Below are 17,053 nucleotides of genomic sequence, written 5' to 3'. Positions count from 1 at the left end.
AAGCCACATCCCAGCCGGAGGTTCTCCCACGTTCAAGCCCGTCCTGCTGCTACCAACCTCCTGACCGAGAACACCTAGGCTGTCCCCCATGGAGCAGACGCACGCAGCCGCCCTCGACAAGGCCACCATCGTCAACGATGCCGTCCTGTGGTCGCGCATCATCCAGCGCCACTTCGACGAGTTCCTGGACCAGGAGGTCGGCCCCGACGCGCAGATGGGCGCCGACCTGGAGGGTGGCCGCATCCAGTGGGCCTCCGAGACCGCCGACGTCACCGGCGACGTGCACCTCATCGCCTCGGTGGCGCCCGGCCCCAAGTCGCTGCTCTGGGCCTGGGCCAACGAGATGTTCGCCGAGACCGAGGTGGCCGCCCTGTCCCACCGGGTGCGGGAGTTCGGCGAGGCGCACGGCGTGACGGACCTGTCCGAGGCCGAGGTGCCGCTGGACACCGAGGGCCGTGAGCTCGAGGCCGCCGTGGTCGCCGCGGCCCACGAGGCCGGCATGGTGGCCGCCAAGGTCACCGGCACCCACCCCTACTACGTGTCCGACGCGGGCAACGGCACCTGGGTGGTCGTGCTCGTCTCGGGCCTGCAGATGCCCGCCCCCGCGCTGGCCGTGCTGCCCGGTGTCCTGGGTGAGGTGCTGGAGTCCGGCGTGCTGACCGACCACCGTCGCGCGCTGTACCACCTGGGCCTCGACGGCCCGTGGCCCGCCACCTGGTCGGCCGACGGCTCCCGCGTGCGCTTCGACGACGGCGAGGGCCGGGTGGAGGTCGAGCTCGACGAGCAGGGACGGATCGTCCGGGTCAGTGGCGATCTGGCCTGACGCCTGGACCCCGCGCCGCTCCGTGCGGCGCCCGTCCGCCCACGTGGCGGTGCTGGGGCCGCAGCACGCCCCGCAGGTCATGGACCTGTGCGCCGCGGACCCGGCCGCCACGGTCTTCGTCGCCTCGCGCGTCCGCGAGGGCGTGCTGCAGGTCCGGGGCCACGTGCTGGGCTGGCTGGTGGGCGGCCGCCTGCGCGCGATGGTGCTGTGCGGCGCCAACGTCGTGCCGGTGGGGGTGGACGAGGAGTCCGTGGGGCCGCTCGCCGAGCACGTGGAGTCCCGCCGGGCGCTCTCCAGCTCGGTGTTCGGCACGGCCACCGAGGTGGGTCTGCTCTGGGACCGCCTGCGTCCGCTGTGGGGGCCGGCGCGCGACGAGCGCATGGACCAGTGGTCGATGGTGACCTCCACCCGCCCCTCCTCGCTGGGCGTGCAGGCCGACCCCCGGGTGCGCCCGGCCCGTCCCCACGAGGTGGACCTGCTCTACCCGGCCGGTGCGGCGATGTTCACCGAGGAGATCGGCTACGCGCCCTACCAGGGATCTCCCGCGCGGTACCGGGCCGGGTTCGTCCAGCTCGTGGCGCAGGGGCGTTCCTTCGTCGTGATCGAGGACGGCCGGGTGGTGTTCAAGGCCGATGTCGGGTCGGTGGCCCTCGGGGTGGCCCAGGTGCAGGGTGTCTGGACGCACCCGGACCTGCGGGGACGTGGCCTGGCCACCGGGGCGATGGCGGGTGTGGTGGAGCACCTGCTCACCCACGGTCTGCCCGGCACGACCCCCGGTGCGCCGCCGGAGCCGGTGGGCACGGTGCACCTCTACGTCAACGACTACAACGTCGGAGCCCGCAGGGTCTACGAGCGCATCGGCATGCGCCGGGTGGGGACCTTCGCCACCGTGATCCTCTGACTCCGGCGGCAGGTAACCTCGTGCCCACCCGGCGCCCGGCCGGGCGACCCGTACCACCCACGAGAGGCTGAGCCGATGGCACTGCGCATGTCCACCCTTTTCCTGCGGACCCTGCGCGAGGACCCGGCCGATGCCGAGCTGCCGGGCCACCGCCTGCTCGTGCGCGCCGGCTACGTGCGCCGAGCCGCCCCGGGCGTCTACACCTGGCTGCCGCTGGGCCTCAAGGTGTTGGAGAAGGTCAAGGGCATCGTCCGCGAGGAGATGGAGGCCATCGGCGACCAGGAGCTCGCCTTCCCCTCGCTGCTGCCGCGGGAGCCCTACGAGGCCACCAACCGGTGGGAGGAGTACGGCGACAACCTGTTCCGCCTCACCGACCGCAAGGGCGCGGACATGCTGCTGGGCCCCACCCACGAGGAGATGTTCACCCTCGCGGTGAAGGACCTCTACACCTCCTACAAGGACCTGCCGGTCAGCCTCTTCCAGATGCTGCCCAAGTACCGCGACGAGGCCCGTCCGCGCGCCGGCGTGCTGCGCGGCCGCGAGTTCGTCATGAAGGACGCCTACTCCTTCGACGTCGACGAGGCCGGGCTGCAGCGCTCCTACGAGAAGCACCGCGGGGCCTACGTGCGGGTCTTCGACCGCCTCGGCTTCGACTACGTGGCCGTGCACGCCGACTCCGGCGCGATGGGTGGCTCGGCCAGCGAGGAGTTCCTCGCGGTCATGGACTCCGGTGAGGACACCTTCGTCCGCGACGCCTCCGGTTACGCCGCCAACGTCGAGGCCGTGCGCATGCCGGTCGTGCCGGTGCCCAGCGACGAGGCCGCCCGCACCGAGCTGTGGGGCCACCTGCCGGCCGCCCACGTGGAGCCCACCCCGGACACGCCCACCATCGAGACGCTCGTGGACGCGGCCAACGCCTCCCACCCGCGCACCGACGGCCGCGCGTGGACGGCTGCCGACACGCTCAAGAACGTCGTGGTCATGCTCGTGCACCCCGACGGCACCCGCGAGCCGCTGGCGATCGGCCTGCCCGGTGACCGCGAGGTGGACGCCAAGCGCTTGGAGGCCCAGGTGTCCCCGGCCGAGGTGGAGCCCTTCGAGGCCGCCGACTTCGAGCAGTACCCCGCCCTGGCCAAGGGCTACATCGGCCCCGGTGTGCTCGGCGAGGAGAGGGCCACCGGCATCCGCTACCTGCTCGACCCGCTGGTGACCCCCGGCTCGGCCTGGGTGACCGGTGCCGACGAGCACGGCAAGCACGTCTTCGACCTCGTCCACGGCCGCGACTTCACGGCCGACGGCACCATCCACGCCGCCACCATCCGCGAGGGCGACCCCAGCCCCACCGGTGAGGGCACGCTCACGCTCGCCCGCGGCGTGGAGATGGGCCACATCTTCCAGCTCGGCACCAAGTACGCCGAGGCGCTGGGCCTCAAGGTGCTCGACGAGAACGGCAAGCTCGTCACGGTGCAGATGGGCTCCTACGGCATCGGCGTGACGCGCGCCGTGGGCGTGGTGGCCGAGACCCACCACGACGAGATCGGCCTGGTGTGGCCGCGCGCGCTGAGCCCGGTGGACGTGCACGTGGTGGCCACCGGCAAGGACGCCGCGGTGCTGGAGAAGGCCGAGGAGCTCACCGCCGCCCTGGAGGCCCAGGGCGTCAGCGTCCTGCTGGACGACCGCCCCAAGGTCTCCCCGGGCGTGAAGTTCAAGGACGCCGAGCTCATCGGCGTGCCGACCATTCTCGTGGTGGGCAAGGGCCTGGCCGACGGCGAGGTGGAGCTCAAGGACCGCGCGTCGGGCACCGCCCGCGCGGTGCCGGTCGACGACGCCGTGGAGGCCGTCGTCGCCGAGGTCCGCTCCTGATGGCGGCGCGCGCACCGCGTGCCTGAGCTGGAGGTCACCCTCGGGCTGCTGGCGCTGATGTTCGGCGCCGGCCTGCTCGCGGGCTGGATCGACGCCGTCGTGGGCGGCGGGGGACTGGTGCAGCTGCCGGCCCTGCTGCTGGGCCTCCCACAGGCCGCGCCGGTGCAGGTGCTGGCCACCAACAAGGTGGCCAGCATCGCCGGCACCTCCGTCAGCGCGGTGACCTACTACCGCCGGGTGCGGCCCGACCTGCGCACGGCCGTCCCCCTGGCGCTGCTCGCCTTCGTGGGCTCGATGGGTGGTGCCAAGGTGGCCTCCCACCTGCCCAAGGAGGCGTTCACGCCCGTCATCATGGCCGCCCTGCTCCTCGTGGGCGGCTACACGCTGGCCCGCAAGGACCTCGGGCAGCAGGCGCGCCTGCGCTTCGACGGCCACCGCCACCTGGTCGTGGCCGGGCTGGCCGGCGCCACCATCGGCTTCTACGACGGTGCGCTCGGGCCGGGCACCGGCAGCTTCCTCGTCTTCGCCCTCGTGGGCCTCATGGGCTACGACTTCCTGGCCGCCAGCGCCAAGGCCAAGATCGCCAACCTCGCCACCAACCTCGCAGCCCTGGCCGTCTTCGTCCCGATGGGGGCGGTCGTCTGGCAGGTGGGCCTGGTGATGGCCGCCGGCAACGTGGTCGGCGGCTACCTGGGCACCCGCACGGCCGTGGCGCGCGGCGGGACGTTCGTGCGGACGGTCTTCATCGTGGTGGTCGGCGCCTTCCTCGTGCGCCTGGGCTGGGACCTGACGGCCACCCACCTCTGAGCCACGAGGGGCCGGAGGTGGGTGGCCTGGACCGCCTCAGCCCTGCGGCTGCATGATCTCGGCGTGGCAGGACGCCGCGCCGAGCCGCTCGATGGTGGCCTTCGTGCGGGCGAAGGACTCGGGGTGCTGGGTCTCGCTCACCGGAGCCACCTCGAAGGCGGGCTGCGTGGTGAGCGTCGGCTGGTAGCTGGCCTTCTGGTCCCAGCCACCCTTCCCGTCGGCGGTGAAGGTGATGCCGGCGATCATGCCGTCCTGCACCTGGGGCGGGAAGCTGTTGGTCGGCTTCTTGCGCTGGGCCGAGAGGAAGTTGCCCAGCCCGTAGAAGACGGTCTTGTCGTTGATGGTGGCGCACGGCTGCGGCAGGTGGGCGTGGTGCCCCACGATGGCGTCCACCTGGTCGCCCTCGAGCAGCTGGTGGGCCATGTCCTCCTGCTCGGGACGCGGCGGGATGGAGTACTCCGCGCCCCAGTGCATGACGGCCACCACCACGTCGGCGCCCTGCTCGCGGGCCTTCCGGGCCTGGGCCTCGATGCCCTTCTTCCCCTGCGCCATCCACATGTGCTTCTCCATCCACGGGTGGCTGGGCAGCGAGGGGGAGAGGCCGGCGTTGGCCACGTTGTAGGAGTAGGTCACCACGCCCACGGTGCGGTCCCCGGCCTTCACGAGCACCGGGTTGTCCGAGCCGTCGCCCTGCTGGCCCCCCGTCGCGTCGGCCGCCGGGCCGATGGGCGTGACGCCGGCGTCCTCCATGATCTTCCGGGTGGCCCGGATGCCGTCGACGCCCTGGTCGAGCGTGTGGTTGTTGGAGGTGCTGCACGCGTCGATGCCGGCGCCGGCCAGGGCGTCGGCCTGCTCGTGCGGGGTGTTGAAGACCGCGATCTTCATGCTCTGCGTGAGGTTCGTGTTGTCGGGGGACAGGGGCGTCTCCTGGTTGCAGATCGCCACGTCACCGCCGGCCAGCCAGGGCTTCACCTGGGCGAACATCGGCGCGAAGTCGTAGCCCTTCCCGCCCGCATTGGCCTTGGCCTGCTTGATGACGTCGGAGTGCACGAGCACGTCGCCGGTGGCCACCACGGTGAAGGAGGTGCCCTTGGGGGCGGCCTCGGCGGGGGAGCCGCTCGGGGCGCCGGACGCATCCCCGGTGGAGCTGGAGGAGGAGGCGCCCGGGGAGGGCTCTGCGGACTCACCGGCCGAGGCGTCCGCCGGCCCGCCGCCCGAGGGCGCTCCGCTGGCCTGGCTGCTGGGGGTCGTCGTGGACCCGGTGGTGGCCGGGTCGTCGGCGCCGCCGGAGCAGGCCGAGAGGGCCACGCCGGCCAGGGCGGCCAGGGCCAGGGTTCGGTGGGTGGTGGTGCTGCGCATGGTGCGTCCTGTCGTCGACGGGGTGGGATTCACTTCAGCGGGGTCGCGGCGCAGGTGCCGGGACCGAGGGCGTTCATGGCCTGCCGCGTGCGCTCGAAGGACGCGGGATTCTCCTGCGGCGAGGTCGGCTGCACCACGAAGTCGGGGCGGGTCACGAACGTGGGCTGGTACTCCAGCTCCTGCTCCCAGGTGGTCTCGCCGTCGCGGGTGGTGGGGGTGAAGGTCCAGCGCAGCAGCACGCCGTCCTGGGTGGTGATCGGCTTGGCGGGGTAGCGGTTCGGGCCCTGCTCGGAGAGGAAGTTGCCCATCCCGTAGGCCACCGTGCGCCCGTCGACCGTCTCGCACGGCTGCACCACGTGGGCGTGCGACCCGGCGATGGCGTCGACCGCACCGCCGCGCAGGACGGCCCGGGCGAGCTCACGCTGCTCGGCGTTGGGCTGCTGCTGGTACTCGGTGCCCCAGTGCATCTGCACCATCACCACGTCGGCGCCGGCCTCCCGGGCCGCCCTCGCGTCGGCGGTGATGCCCTCGGCACCCCGGCCGCGGTACAGGTGCGGGTCCATCCACGGCATCTCGCGATTGTGCGTGGTGCCGTAGGCGTTGAGCGTGTTGTACCCGTAGCTCAGGAGCGCCACGGTGGCACCACCGGCGTCGAGCAGCACCGGCTGCCGCGGGCCACCGTCGCCCGGGGGCACCGGGCCCACCGGCTGGATGCCGTTGTCGCGCAGCACCTGCCGGGTGTCACGGATGCCCTGCACCCCCCGGTCGAAGGTGTGGTTGGTGGCGGTGTCGCAGGCGTCGTACCCCGCATCGGCCATGGCCTCGGCCAGCTCGTGCGGGGCGTTGAACGAGAAGGTGCCGGGCGAGTCGGTGAGGTCCTCGTTGTCCGGGGAGAGGGGGGTCTCCTGCACGCAGGCGGCCAGGTCGGCCGACTGCACGAGCGGCTTCACGCGGGCCAGCATGCCGTCGAAGGCGTACCCGTCCCCGGGCCGCAGGGCGTCGGCTCGTTCCTGGAGCACGAAGTGCGTGAGCATGTCGCCGGTCGTCACCACGGTGAACGCGCGGGGCGCGTCGCCCCCGTCGGGCGACGGACTGGCGGACGCCTGGGGGGAGGACGGCGTCGAGGGGGCGGACTCTCCCTCCGAGGGGGAGGCGCCGGAGGACGGCGACGCATCCGGGCCCGCGGCCTCCTCGGGGGACGTGGAGCCGGACGAGGGTGCGGAGCCGGTGGTGCTCGGGTCGCCCTCGGGCGTCCCGGGCTCGTCGCTGCCGCAGCCCGTCAGGACCAGTCCGCCCAGGACGAGTCCGGCCAGCAGACGGGTGGGCAGGGTGGTCGGACGGTGCATGGTTCCCCCGGTCGTCGGTCGTGGTGCGTCGGTGTGGTGCGTCGGTCGTCGGTGTGGTGCGTCTCAGTCCTGCGGCACGCTCGGCGTGGAGTGCTCGTTCCAGTCCATCTGCAGGCCGGTGGCGATCCCCAGCAGGGCCGTGTACAGGTGCACCGCCTTCGGGTCGTCGCCGCGGTCGGCCACCTGCGTGCGCAGCCCGGCCACCCACGGGTCGAGCACGGCCCGGAACCGGTCTCCGCGCTCCTTGCGGTCCATGACCTCTCGCGGCAGGGCGTACCCGATCTCCTGCGAGGGCCCGGCGCGGCCGGCGAGGTTCTGCACCACCCGCCGCGCGTCCTGCAACTGTCCCAGCCGGCGCACGCCGGGCTTGCGGGCGTCGGGGCCCAGGCGGGTGGTGAGCACCTGCATCGCCCACGTGACCTCGTGCAGGGAGCCGAGGGCGGACGCCGCCACCGGTGCGCAGTCGTTGGGCAGGCTCACGAGCGGCCCCACGGGGTTCACCACGTGGGCGGCGCCGATCCACCAGGCCACCATGTCGCTGGCCACGGGGAGGTCGTCCGTGGCCTCGTGCAGGCGGGGGAGGATCGCGTCGGCGGAGGCCAGCAGGGCACGCGCGACGTCGCGGTTCACCTCCGGCTGCAGCACCTTCTTCTCGTCGATCGCCACCGCACCGTTCTTCTCCTTGAGGTGGCGCACCTGCTCCACCAGGCCGTCGGTGACCCAGCGCGTGGAGATGTACGTGGCCGGGCGCTGGGCGTGGGGCACGGCGCCGTGCGCGCGGGAGGTCGCCATCGCGTAGCGGGCACCGCTCTGCACGAGCTGGAGCACCGTCTCGTCGGCGGACGCCTGGCGTCCCGGGTGCGCCTCACTCTCGCGGTGCACCCCGCAGGCCGAGAGCCCGGCCGGCAGCACCAGCCCGGCGACGGCCGTCCGGGCCCAGGCACGGCGCGAGGGGCCGCTCGGCGTGGCGGTGTCCGAGGGGGCGGTGCGGTCGTCGCGGTGGGGGAGGCGCATCATCACGCTCCGATGATGGCACGCGGGCAGCGGGCCCGCTGCGGTGGACTCGCCCGTCCGGATCGTTCCCGACTAGGATGCTGGCCACAATTCGGTGCGCACCGCGCCGGGCATCCGACTCGAGAACAGCCGTCCGACCGGCACCAGGAGGCACACGTGGCACTCGCAGACCGCGCCGAGAAGGTGCAGCAGATCGCCGGGCAGGCCGTCGCCCCGCTGGGGCTCGAGGTCCCCGACGTCGTCATCACGCCGGCCGGCAAGCGCTCGGTGGTGCGCGTCCTGGTGGAGCCCACCCTCCCGGCGCAGGACGACGGGGCCTCCGTGCTGGAGCCGGTGACCCTCGACCAGGTGGCCGAGGCCACCGAGGCCGTGAGCACCGCCATCGACGCCGACGACCCCTTCGGCGAGCAGCCCTACACGCTCGAGGTCAGCTCCCCGGGCGTCGACCGTCCGCTCACCGCCCCGGAGCACTTCCGCCGCGCCGTGGGGCGGCTGGTGGAGTTCCGGGCGGAGGGCGCCGAGCCGTTCACCGCCCGCGTCGTGCGCGTCACCACCGAGGGCGTCGAGCTCGAGGACGGGCGCACCCTGGCTGCCGGTGAGACCGGCACCGGTCAGGTCCAGGTCGAGTTCCGCCGGTGACCCACCCGCCCCGCGACCGCGGGGCCCACAGCTGTCCGAGCCCCCCACGGGGCCGTGCGAGGAGAAGACAATGAAGATCGACATGGCAGTGCTCCGCGACCTGGAGCGAGAGCGCGAGATCCCGCTCGACGTGCTGGTGCCCTCCCTGGAGGCCGGCCTCCTGCAGGCCTACCAGCACGAGGCCGGCGGCCGGCGCAACGCGCGCGTGGAGCTCGACCGCAAGACCGGGCAGGTCGTGGTGTGGGCCCGCGAGGACGCGCCGGTGCTCGAGGACGGCACGCGCGGCGAGGCCGGTCCCGAGTTCGACGACACCCCCGAGGACTTCGGCCGGATCGGGGCGTTCACCGTGCGCCAGGTGATCCGCCAGCGCCTGCGCGACATCGAGGACGAGGCCGTCCTGGGTGACTTCAAGGGCAAGGAGGGCGACATCGTCGCCGGGGTCATCCAGCAGAGCAACGACCCGCACGCCATCCACGTCGACCTCGGCACCATCGAGGGCCTGCTGGGCACCTCCGAGCAGGTGCCGCTGGAGAAGTACGCCCACGGCGACCGCATCCGCTGCTACGTCATCCACGTCAAGCGCGGTATGAAGGGCCCGGTCATCGGCCTGAGCCGCACCCACCCCAACCTCGTGCGCAAGCTCTTCGCGCTCGAGGTGCCCGAGGTGGCCGACGGCACCGTGAAGATCGAGTCCATCGCCCGCGAGGCGGGGCACCGGTCCAAGGTGGCCGTGCGCGGGACGCAGTCCGGCGTCAACGCCAAGGGCGCCTGCATCGGCCCGATGGGGGGCCGCGTGCGGGCGGTGATGAACGAGCTGCAGGGCGAGAAGATCGACATCGTCGACTACGACGAGGACCCGCAGCGCTTCGTGGCCGCAGCGCTCTCCCCGGCCAAGGTGACCTCCGTGACGGTGGTGGACGCCAAGACCCGCTCGGCGCGGGTCACGGTGCCCTCCCACCAGCTCTCCCTGGCCATCGGCAAGGAGGGGCAGAACGCCCGTCTGGCGGCCCGCCTGACCGGCTGGCGCATCGACATCCAGCCGGACCAGCCGGTCGGTGGGGCGGCGGACGCGGACGCCCCGGCAGCCCCGCCGTCGGCGGGCTGACGTCCGGCGGGTTAGAATGGGTGGTCCTGCGGGTACGCCTGCCCCCCACACCCCCGTGCGAACGTGCGTCGGGTGCCGCGGCAGGGACCCCCAGGCGGAGCTCGTGCGCCTCGTCGCCGTCCCTGCCCCCTCGGAACCGACCGGGGTGGCTGCCGGGCACGACGGCGGTCCGGACGGGCCCCGGACATCCGGTCGGTCCGGCACGCGTGTGGTGCCGGACCCGATGCGTAGGTTGCCCGGGCGTGGAGCACACCTCCACCCCGACCCTGCGTGCGTGGAGCGTGCCGTGCAGCGGCGCGCCATCCCGAGAGCCCTGCGGCTCCCGGGCGACGTCGACCTCGGCGAGGTCATCTCGTGGGCAGAAGGGCTCACGACCTCGGGCGAGCAGACGAGAGGAACAGGACATGGAAGCGGGACACACGCGATGAGCACCCGATGAGTACTCAGCGATGAGCACCCAGTACTGACAAAGGCCCCGCCTGCCTGGCGAGGGCCAGACAGGAGAGATGTGGCAAAGCTCAGGGTCCACGAGCTCGCGAAGGAGCTCGGAGTCACCAGCAAGGAGCTGCTGGCCCACCTGAAGGAGCAGGGCGAGTTCGTCAAGTCGGCTTCGTCGACGGTCGAAGCCCCGGTCGTGCGCAAGGTGCGCGACAACCCCCCTGCCGGCGCGCAGCCGGCCGACGCCCCTGCGGGCGAGCAGAAGAAGGCCGACGCCAAGCCGGCCGCCGGGTCCGGTCCCAAGCCGGGTCCGAAGGCGACCCCCGGTCCCAAGGGCGCGACGCCCGGCCCGAAGGCCACGCCCGGTCCCAAGCCGTCCGCGGGGAAGCCCGCTGCGCCGACCCCCGGGCCGAAGGCGACCCCGGGTCCCAAGGCGACCCCCGGGCCGAAGCCGGGCCGCGCCGCCCAGCAGGAGTCCGCGGGCAAGGCCGCTCCGGCCGCCACGCCGGGCCCCAAGGCCACTCCCGGCCCCAAGGCGGCCCGTCCGGGCAACAACCCGTTCGCGCCGAGCCAGGGCATGCCCAAGCCGGGCAGCGCCCGTGGTGCCGGCAAGCCGGGTGCGCCGCGTCCGGGCAACAACCCCTTCGCCACCAGCCAGGGCATGCCCAAGCCGGGCAGCGCCCGTGGTGCCGGCAAGCCGGGTGCGCCGCGTCCGGGCGGTGACCGTCGCCAGGGTGCGCCGGCCGCTCCCGGCCAGCGCCGTCCGGCCGAGGGCGGCGCACCGACCCCCGGGCCCCGTCCCGGCGGCGGCCCCCGCCCGAACCCGAACATGATGCCGGGCAAGGCCGCCGTGCCGCGCCCCGGTGAGCGTCCGCAGCGGGGCCGTGGCGGTCCCGGCGGTCGTCCCGGTGGCGGCCCCGTCGGTGGTGGCCCGCGTGGCGGTCGCGGCGGCCGTGGTGGCACCCAGGGTGCCTTCGGTCGCGGAGGCGGCAAGCGCAAGGCCCGCAAGTCCAAGCGCGCCAAGCGCGCCGAGTTCGAGCAGATGCAGGCACCCTCCATCGGAGGTGTGCAGGTTCCCCGCGGTGACGGCTCGACCGTCATCAAGGTGCGCCGCGGCTCGTCGCTCACGGACTTCGCCGACAAGATCAACGCCAACCCGGCGTCGCTGGTGACGGTGCTCTTCCACCTGGGCGAGATGGCCACGGCCACCCAGTCCCTGGACGAGGACACCTTCGGCGTGCTCGGCGCGGAGCTCGGCTACGACATCCAGGTGGTCTCCCCCGAGGAGGAGGAGGCCGAGCTGCTCAGCTCGTTCAACATCGACCTCGAGGCCGAGGAGGCCGCCGAGACCGACGAGGACCTGGCCCCGCGTCCGCCGGTCGTGACCGTCATGGGTCACGTCGACCACGGAAAGACCCGCCTGCTCGACGCCATCCGCAAGGCCGACGTCGGCGGCGGTGAGGCCGGTGGCATCACGCAGCACATCGGTGCCTACCAGGTGCACACCGAGCACGAGGGCGAGGAGCGTGCGCTGACCTTCATCGACACCCCGGGTCACGAGGCGTTCACCGCCATGCGTGCCCGTGGTGCCAAGGTCACCGACATCGCGATCCTCGTGGTGGCGGCCGACGACGGCGTCATGCCGCAGACCATCGAGGCCCTCAACCACGCCAAGGCGGCCGACGTGCCGATCGTGGTAGCGGTCAACAAGGTCGATGTGGCGGGCGCCAACCCGGCCAAGGTGCGCCAGCAGCTCACCGAGTACGAGCTGGTCGCCGAGGAGTACGGCGGTGACGTGATGTTCGTCGACGTGTCGGCCAAGAACGGCGACAACATCGACGGCCTGCTCGAGGCGGTCCTGCTCACCGCGGACGCCGCCCTGGAGCTGCGCGCCAACCCGGACAAGGACGCCCGTGGTGTGGCCATCGAGGCCAACCTGGACCGTGGCCGCGGTGCCGTGGCCACCGTCCTGGTGACCTCCGGAACGCTGCGCGTCGGCGACGCCATCGTGTCGGGCTCGGCCTACGGCCGCGTCCGCGCGATGCTCGACGAGCACGGCAACCCGGTGGAGGAGGCGCTGCCCTCCCGCCCGGTGCAGGTGCTGGGCATGGACTCCGTGGCCCGCGCCGGTGACACCTTCGTGGTGGCCCCGGACGACCGCACCGCCCGCCAGATCGCCGAGAAGCGTGAGGCCGCGGACCGTCAGGCCTCGCTGGCCAAGGCCCGCAAGCGCATCAGCCTCGAGGACCTCAACGAGGCCCTCGCCAAGGGCAAGGTCGAGACCCTCAACCTCATCCTCAAGGGTGACGTGTCGGGTTCGGTCGAGGCCCTGGAGGACGCGCTGCTGCAGCTCGACGTGGGCGACGAGGTCGACCTGCGGATCATCGACCGCGGCGTCGGCGCCATCACGATGAACAACATCAACCTCGCCGTCGCGTCCGACGCGGTCATCCTCGGCTTCAACGTGCGGGCCGAGGGCCAGAACGCGGACTATGCCGAGCGCGAGGGCGTCGAGATCCGGTACTACTCGGTCATCTACCAGGCGATCGAGGACATCGAGAACGCCCTCAAGGGCATGCTCAAGCCGGAGTACGAGGAGGTGGAGACCGGCTCGGCCGAGATCCGCGAGGTGTTCCGCTCCTCGAAGTTCGGCAACATCGCCGGTTCGATCGTCCGCTCGGGCGAGGTGCGTCGCGGCGCCAAGGCGCGCATCACGCGCGACGGCGTCGTCATCACCGAGGACCTGGAGCTCACCGGTCTGCGGCGCTTCAAGGACGACGTCACCGAGGTCCGCGAGGGCTTCGAGTGCGGTATCAACCTGGGCTCGTGGAACGACGTCCAGGAGGGTGACCTCATCACCACCTACGAGATGCGGGAGAAGCCGCGCGACTGACGCGCACCGCACCTCCGGTCCGAGGGGCCGCACCCACCCGGGTGCGGCCCCTCGGCCGTACGAGACCTGACCTAGGCTGGTGCCCCGCCAGCACGACCCCCTGCACGAAGGAGCCCGACATGGCCGACCCCGCACGCGCCCGCAAGATCGCCGAGCGCATCCGCGACATCCTCGCGGAGAACGTCGCCGCCGTGGTCAAGGACCCGGACCTGGGCATGATGACGGTCACCGACGCCCGCGTGACCCCTGACCTGCAGCACGCCACTGTGTTCTGGACCGTGCTCGGCGACGACCGCCAGCGGGAGCTCACCGACGAGCTGCTGCAGCGCAACCGCGGCAAGCTCCGCACCCTGGTCGGCAAGGGCCTGGGCATCCGCATGACGCCCTCGCTGGAGTTCGTGCATGACGCCCTGCCCGAGGACGCCGCCCACCTCGAGGACGTGCTGCGCCGCGCCAAGGAGGACGACGAGCGCCGTGCGCGGGAGAACGCCGGGGCCGTCTACGCCGGCGACGAGGACCCGTACAAGAAGCCGGCCGACGACGAGGACCAGTGAGCGGCAGGTCGGCGTCGCAGGGCCGTCCCGCGCCCCGGACCCCGCGTCCGGACCCGGCGCCGGACGGCCTCCTCGTGCTCGACAAGCCCGAGGGACCGACCTCCCACGACGTCGTCTCGCGCTGCCGCTGGCTGTGCGCCACCCGCAAGGTGGGGCACGCCGGCACCCTCGACCCCATGGCGACGGGCGTCCTGCTCGTGGGGGTGGGGCGGGCCACCCGCTTGCTGACCCACCTGGTGGGTGCCGACAAGACCTACTCCGCCACGATCCGGCTGGGGGAGGGCACCACCACCGAGGACGCCCAGGGCGAGTTCACCGCCACGCCGGGTGTGCCCGACCGCGAGGTCCTGCTGGCCGGTGGTCCGGCGCTGCAGGACGCCGTCGCGTCGCTCACCGGGGAGGTCCAGCAGGTCCCCAGCGCCGTGAGCGCCCTCAAGGTGGACGGCAAGCGCGCCCACGCCAAGGTGCGTGACGGGGAGGAGTTCGAGCTCGCCCCGAGGCCGGTGACGGTGTACTCCTTCGAGGTGCTCGATCGTCGACCCTCGACGGGTGCCTCAGGCACCGAGACCCTCGATCTCGACGTCCGGGTGAGGGTCTCGTCGGGGACCTACGTCCGCGCCCTGGCGCGCGACCTGGGCCGTGCCCTGGGCTCCGAGGGGCACCTGGTGGCCCTGCGGCGCGAGGCGGTGGGCGGCTTCACCCTCGACCTCGCGGCACCGCTGCAGGAGCTCGTGGAGGTGCGTGAGGGGGGCGGGTTGCCGGCCCACCTGCCCGTGGTGCCGATGGGGGAGGTGGCCCGCCGGGTGCTGCCGGTCGGGCGCCTCGACGATGCCGCCGTGGCGCGCGTGCGCAACGGCATGCAGGTCACCCCCGCGGCCGAGCCCGCGTGGGAGGGCGACCCCTCCCGTGCGCTCACCGTCGACCAGGCGGGGAGGGCGGCGCTGCTGGACGAGGCGGGCGAGCTCGTGGCCGTGGCCACGCGCGCGGGGGAGCGGTGGCAGCCGACCACCGTCTTCCCGCCCGCGACGGGGGCCGGGTCGTAGACTCGCCGCCGTGCTCAGACTGACCCACCCCGACCAGGTCCCCCACGAGGTGCGCCGGCGCGGCACCGCCGTCACCATCGGCACCTTCGACGGCCTCCACCGTGGGCACCGGGCCGTGCTGGACCGCCTCACCGCCGAGGCGCGGGAGCACGACCTCGCCTCCGTGGTGCTGACCTTCCACCCCCACCCGCTGGAGGTGCTCCACCCCGAGCGCGCGCCGGAGGCCGTGTGCAGCCTGGCCCAGCGCCTGGAGCTCCTGGAGTCGGCCGGGGTGGACGTGGTCGTGGCGCAGGAGTTCACCCACGAGCTCGCCGCGCAGGGGCCCCGCGAGTTCGTCGAGGGCACCTACGTGCGCGACTTCGGGATGCGGCGCATCGTCGTGGGGCGGGACTCCCGCTTCGGCCGCGGGAACGCCGGCACCGTCGACACCCTGCGCGAGCTGGGCGAGGAGTTCGGCTTCGAGGTGGTGGTGCTCGAGGACCGCGGGGAGTCCGGCGTGACCCGGTGGTCCTCCACCGCGGTCCGTTCCGCCCTGCGCGACGGCCGAGTCGACCTCGCCGCCGAGCACCTCGGGCGACCGCACACCGTGCGCGGCACCGTGGTGCACGGTGACCACCGGGGGCGCGAGCTGGGCTTCCCGACCGCCAACCTCTCGGCCGACGCCGAGGGCATGGTCCCCGCCGACGGCGTCTACGCCGGCTGGCTGGTGCTCGACGACGCGCCGGACGAGGACCCGGGGCGCCGACTGCCCGCCGCGATCTCCGTGGGCAGCAACCCCACCTTCGACGGTCAGCGCCGCACGGTGGAGGCCCACGTCATCGACCGGACGGGGCTGGACCTCTACGGCCGGTCCGTGGGCGTGGAGTTCGTGCAGCGCCTGCGCGGCATGGTGCGCTTCGGTGGCATCGAGCCGCTCGTGGAGCAGATGACCGCCGACGTCGCGGAGGCGCGGGAGGTGCTCTCGTGAGCGGAGCCTTCCCCGAGACCTCGCCGAGCACCCGCCCCGCGCGCTCGCGCAGCGCCGTGACGTTCCCGACCGACGAGGGGGCGAGGCCGAGCACCGTGCCCCACCGCTGGGCGGCGCCCGTCGGCGCGGTGCGCCCGAGCGACCTCCCCCGCGAGCAGCCGGTCGTCGAGCGGGTGCTGCAGCGCACGGACTGGCCGTTGGTGGGCGTGGCCCTGGCGCTGAGCCTGCTCGGCGCCCTGGCCATCTACAGCACCACCCACATGGACACCGGTGCGGCCACCGCGGTCAAGCACCTCATCAACCTGGGCCTGGGCCTGGGCCTGTTCGCCGTGATCTCCCGCCTGGACGTCTACCGGCTGCGGAGCCTCACCCCGTGGGTGGTGCTCCTGGGCTGGGCCGGCCTGGCCCTGGTGCTCGTCATCGGCAAGGAGATCTACGGCGCCAAGTCGTGGATCGTCATCGGTGGTGGCTTCACCATCCAGCCCACGGAGTTCATGAAGATCGCGCTCTGCCTGGGGCTGGCCGCCATCCTCAGCGACCGGTTGCGCCCCAAGGTGGCCGAGCCCGGCTCGCTGCAGGTGGTGCTGGCCTGGACCCTGGTGTTCCTCACCCTGGGCCTGGTGATGCTGCAGCCCGATCTGGGCTCGGGCATCATCATCGGGCTCATGGGGTTCGGGGTGGTGGCCCTCTCGGGGGCCAACCGGTGGTGGGTGCTGGCCGCGCTCGTGGGGGCCGTCACCGTGGCCACCGTGGCCATCACGAGCGGGCTGCTGGCCAAGCACCAGATGGACCGCCTCACCACCTTCCTGCACCCCGAGCAGGACCCGAGCGGGACCGGCTACCAGGTCATCCAGTCCAAGATCGCGGTCGGCTCCGGCGGGCTCTTCGGGCAGGGCTACCTGCAGGGGCGGCAGGCCCAGGGCGGCTTCCTCCCGGTGGACGAGTCGGACTTCATCTTCGCCGTGGTGGCCGAGGAGTTCGGTCTGGTGGGCGGCCTGCTCGTGCTGCTGCTGCTGGTGTTCGTGGTGCTGCGTGCCCTGTCCATCGCGCAGCGCACGACGGACGTCTTCCCGCGCCTGGTGGCCGTGGGCATCGCCTGCTGGTTCGCCGCGCAGACCACGGAGAACGTGGGCATGACCATGGGCATGCTGCCGATGACGGGTGTGCCGCTGCCCTTCGTGAGCTACGGCGGGTCCTCGATGTTCGCGGGGTGGATCGCCCTCGGCCTGCTCAACGCCATGGCCATCGCGACGCGCTCGGACGACTGACCGCGGGGTCGGGCCGGCCCGCCCGTGGTGTGC

General features: G+C 73.1%; 15 protein-coding genes. 12 read left to right on the top strand and 3 right to left on the bottom strand.

The window, feature by feature from the left end; translation table 11 throughout:
• Positions 1 to 88 precede the first annotated feature (88 nt).
• The 4 genes from CYJ76_RS05645 (at position 89) to CYJ76_RS05630 (ending at position 4,394) form a co-directional block, all read left to right on the top strand.
• A complete protein-coding gene (locus tag CYJ76_RS05645; protein WP_070703430.1) occupies positions 89 to 823 on the top strand; it encodes a DUF6882 domain-containing protein in 735 nt (244 codons plus the stop codon).
• On the top strand, positions 807 to 1,724 hold the full coding sequence (locus tag CYJ76_RS05640) for a GNAT family N-acetyltransferase (RefSeq protein WP_237769692.1): 918 nt from the start codon (positions 807 to 809) through the stop codon (positions 1,722 to 1,724). Before CYJ76_RS05645 ends, CYJ76_RS05640 begins: the two co-directional genes overlap by 17 nt.
• Positions 1,725 to 1,799: 75 nt before the next feature.
• On the top strand, positions 1,800 to 3,587 hold the full coding sequence (locus CYJ76_RS05635) for a proline--tRNA ligase (RefSeq protein ID WP_101849482.1): 1,788 nt from the start codon (positions 1,800 to 1,802) through the stop codon (positions 3,585 to 3,587).
• 18 nt (positions 3,588 to 3,605) lie between these two features.
• The gene (locus CYJ76_RS05630; protein WP_070703428.1) at positions 3,606 to 4,394 is read left to right on the top strand and encodes a sulfite exporter TauE/SafE family protein; all 789 of its coding nucleotides are present in this window, start codon (positions 3,606 to 3,608) and stop codon (positions 4,392 to 4,394) included.
• 36 nt (positions 4,395 to 4,430) lie between these two features.
• Here the strand turns inward: CYJ76_RS05630 and CYJ76_RS05625 are convergent, their stop codons facing one another.
• From CYJ76_RS05625 to CYJ76_RS05615, 3 genes are all read right to left on the bottom strand, one after another.
• Positions 4,431 to 5,753, bottom strand: a complete 1,323-nt coding sequence (locus tag CYJ76_RS05625; protein ID WP_101849481.1) for a CapA family protein — start codon at positions 5,751 to 5,753, stop codon at positions 4,431 to 4,433.
• Positions 5,754 to 5,782: 29 nt separating this feature from the next.
• Positions 5,783 to 7,099: a CapA family protein gene (locus CYJ76_RS05620; protein WP_101849480.1), complete on the bottom strand. Its 1,317-nt coding sequence runs from the start codon at positions 7,097 to 7,099 to the stop codon at positions 5,783 to 5,785.
• Positions 7,100 to 7,162: 63 nt separating this feature from the next.
• Positions 7,163 to 8,119, bottom strand: coding sequence for a hypothetical protein (locus CYJ76_RS05615; RefSeq protein ID WP_144043038.1), 957 nt, complete (start codon positions 8,117 to 8,119; stop codon positions 7,163 to 7,165).
• 150 nt (positions 8,120 to 8,269) lie between these two features.
• Here CYJ76_RS05615 and CYJ76_RS05610 point away from each other — a divergent pair, with 150 nt between their 5' ends.
• From CYJ76_RS05610 to rodA, 8 genes are all read left to right on the top strand, one after another.
• Positions 8,270 to 8,752 carry a ribosome maturation factor RimP gene (locus CYJ76_RS05610; RefSeq protein ID WP_070705096.1) on the top strand — a complete coding sequence of 161 codons (483 nt, stop codon included), beginning with the start codon at positions 8,270 to 8,272 and terminating at the stop codon, positions 8,750 to 8,752.
• A gap of 70 nt (positions 8,753 to 8,822) precedes the next feature.
• Positions 8,823 to 9,857 carry a transcription termination factor NusA gene (gene nusA, locus CYJ76_RS05605; protein WP_070705095.1) on the top strand — a complete coding sequence of 345 codons (1,035 nt, stop codon included), beginning with the start codon at positions 8,823 to 8,825 and terminating at the stop codon, positions 9,855 to 9,857.
• Between the two features lie 16 nt (positions 9,858 to 9,873).
• On the top strand, positions 9,874 to 10,296 hold the full coding sequence (locus tag CYJ76_RS05600) for a YlxR family protein (RefSeq protein ID WP_083323535.1): 423 nt from the start codon (positions 9,874 to 9,876) through the stop codon (positions 10,294 to 10,296).
• 69 nt (positions 10,297 to 10,365) lie between these two features.
• Positions 10,366 to 13,188: a translation initiation factor IF-2 gene (infB, locus tag CYJ76_RS05595; RefSeq protein ID WP_101849478.1), complete on the top strand. Its 2,823-nt coding sequence runs from the start codon at positions 10,366 to 10,368 to the stop codon at positions 13,186 to 13,188.
• 119 nt (positions 13,189 to 13,307) lie between these two features.
• Positions 13,308 to 13,742 carry a 30S ribosome-binding factor RbfA gene (gene rbfA / locus CYJ76_RS05590; protein WP_070705091.1) on the top strand — a complete coding sequence of 145 codons (435 nt, stop codon included), beginning with the start codon at positions 13,308 to 13,310 and terminating at the stop codon, positions 13,740 to 13,742.
• The gene (gene truB / locus CYJ76_RS05585) at positions 13,739 to 14,785 is read left to right on the top strand and encodes a tRNA pseudouridine(55) synthase TruB (protein WP_083323532.1); all 1,047 of its coding nucleotides are present in this window, start codon (positions 13,739 to 13,741) and stop codon (positions 14,783 to 14,785) included. Before rbfA ends, truB begins: the two co-directional genes overlap by 4 nt.
• Positions 14,786 to 14,795: 10 nt before the next feature.
• The gene (locus tag CYJ76_RS05580; RefSeq protein ID WP_101849477.1) at positions 14,796 to 15,752 is read left to right on the top strand and encodes a bifunctional riboflavin kinase/FAD synthetase; all 957 of its coding nucleotides are present in this window, start codon (positions 14,796 to 14,798) and stop codon (positions 15,750 to 15,752) included.
• The gene (gene rodA / locus CYJ76_RS05575) at positions 15,749 to 17,020 is read left to right on the top strand and encodes a rod shape-determining protein RodA (protein WP_083323531.1); all 1,272 of its coding nucleotides are present in this window, start codon (positions 15,749 to 15,751) and stop codon (positions 17,018 to 17,020) included. The genes CYJ76_RS05580 and rodA overlap by 4 nt, the downstream gene beginning before the upstream one ends.
• The last annotated feature ends 33 nt before the right edge of the window (positions 17,021 to 17,053 follow it).

The organism is Kytococcus schroeteri (assembly GCF_002847825.1).
GTDB classification, from domain to species: Bacteria; Actinomycetota; Actinomycetes; order Actinomycetales; family Dermatophilaceae; genus Kytococcus; species Kytococcus schroeteri.
Note: the sequence above shows the minus strand (reverse complement) of the source record. Positions and strands in the feature narration are given on the sequence as shown.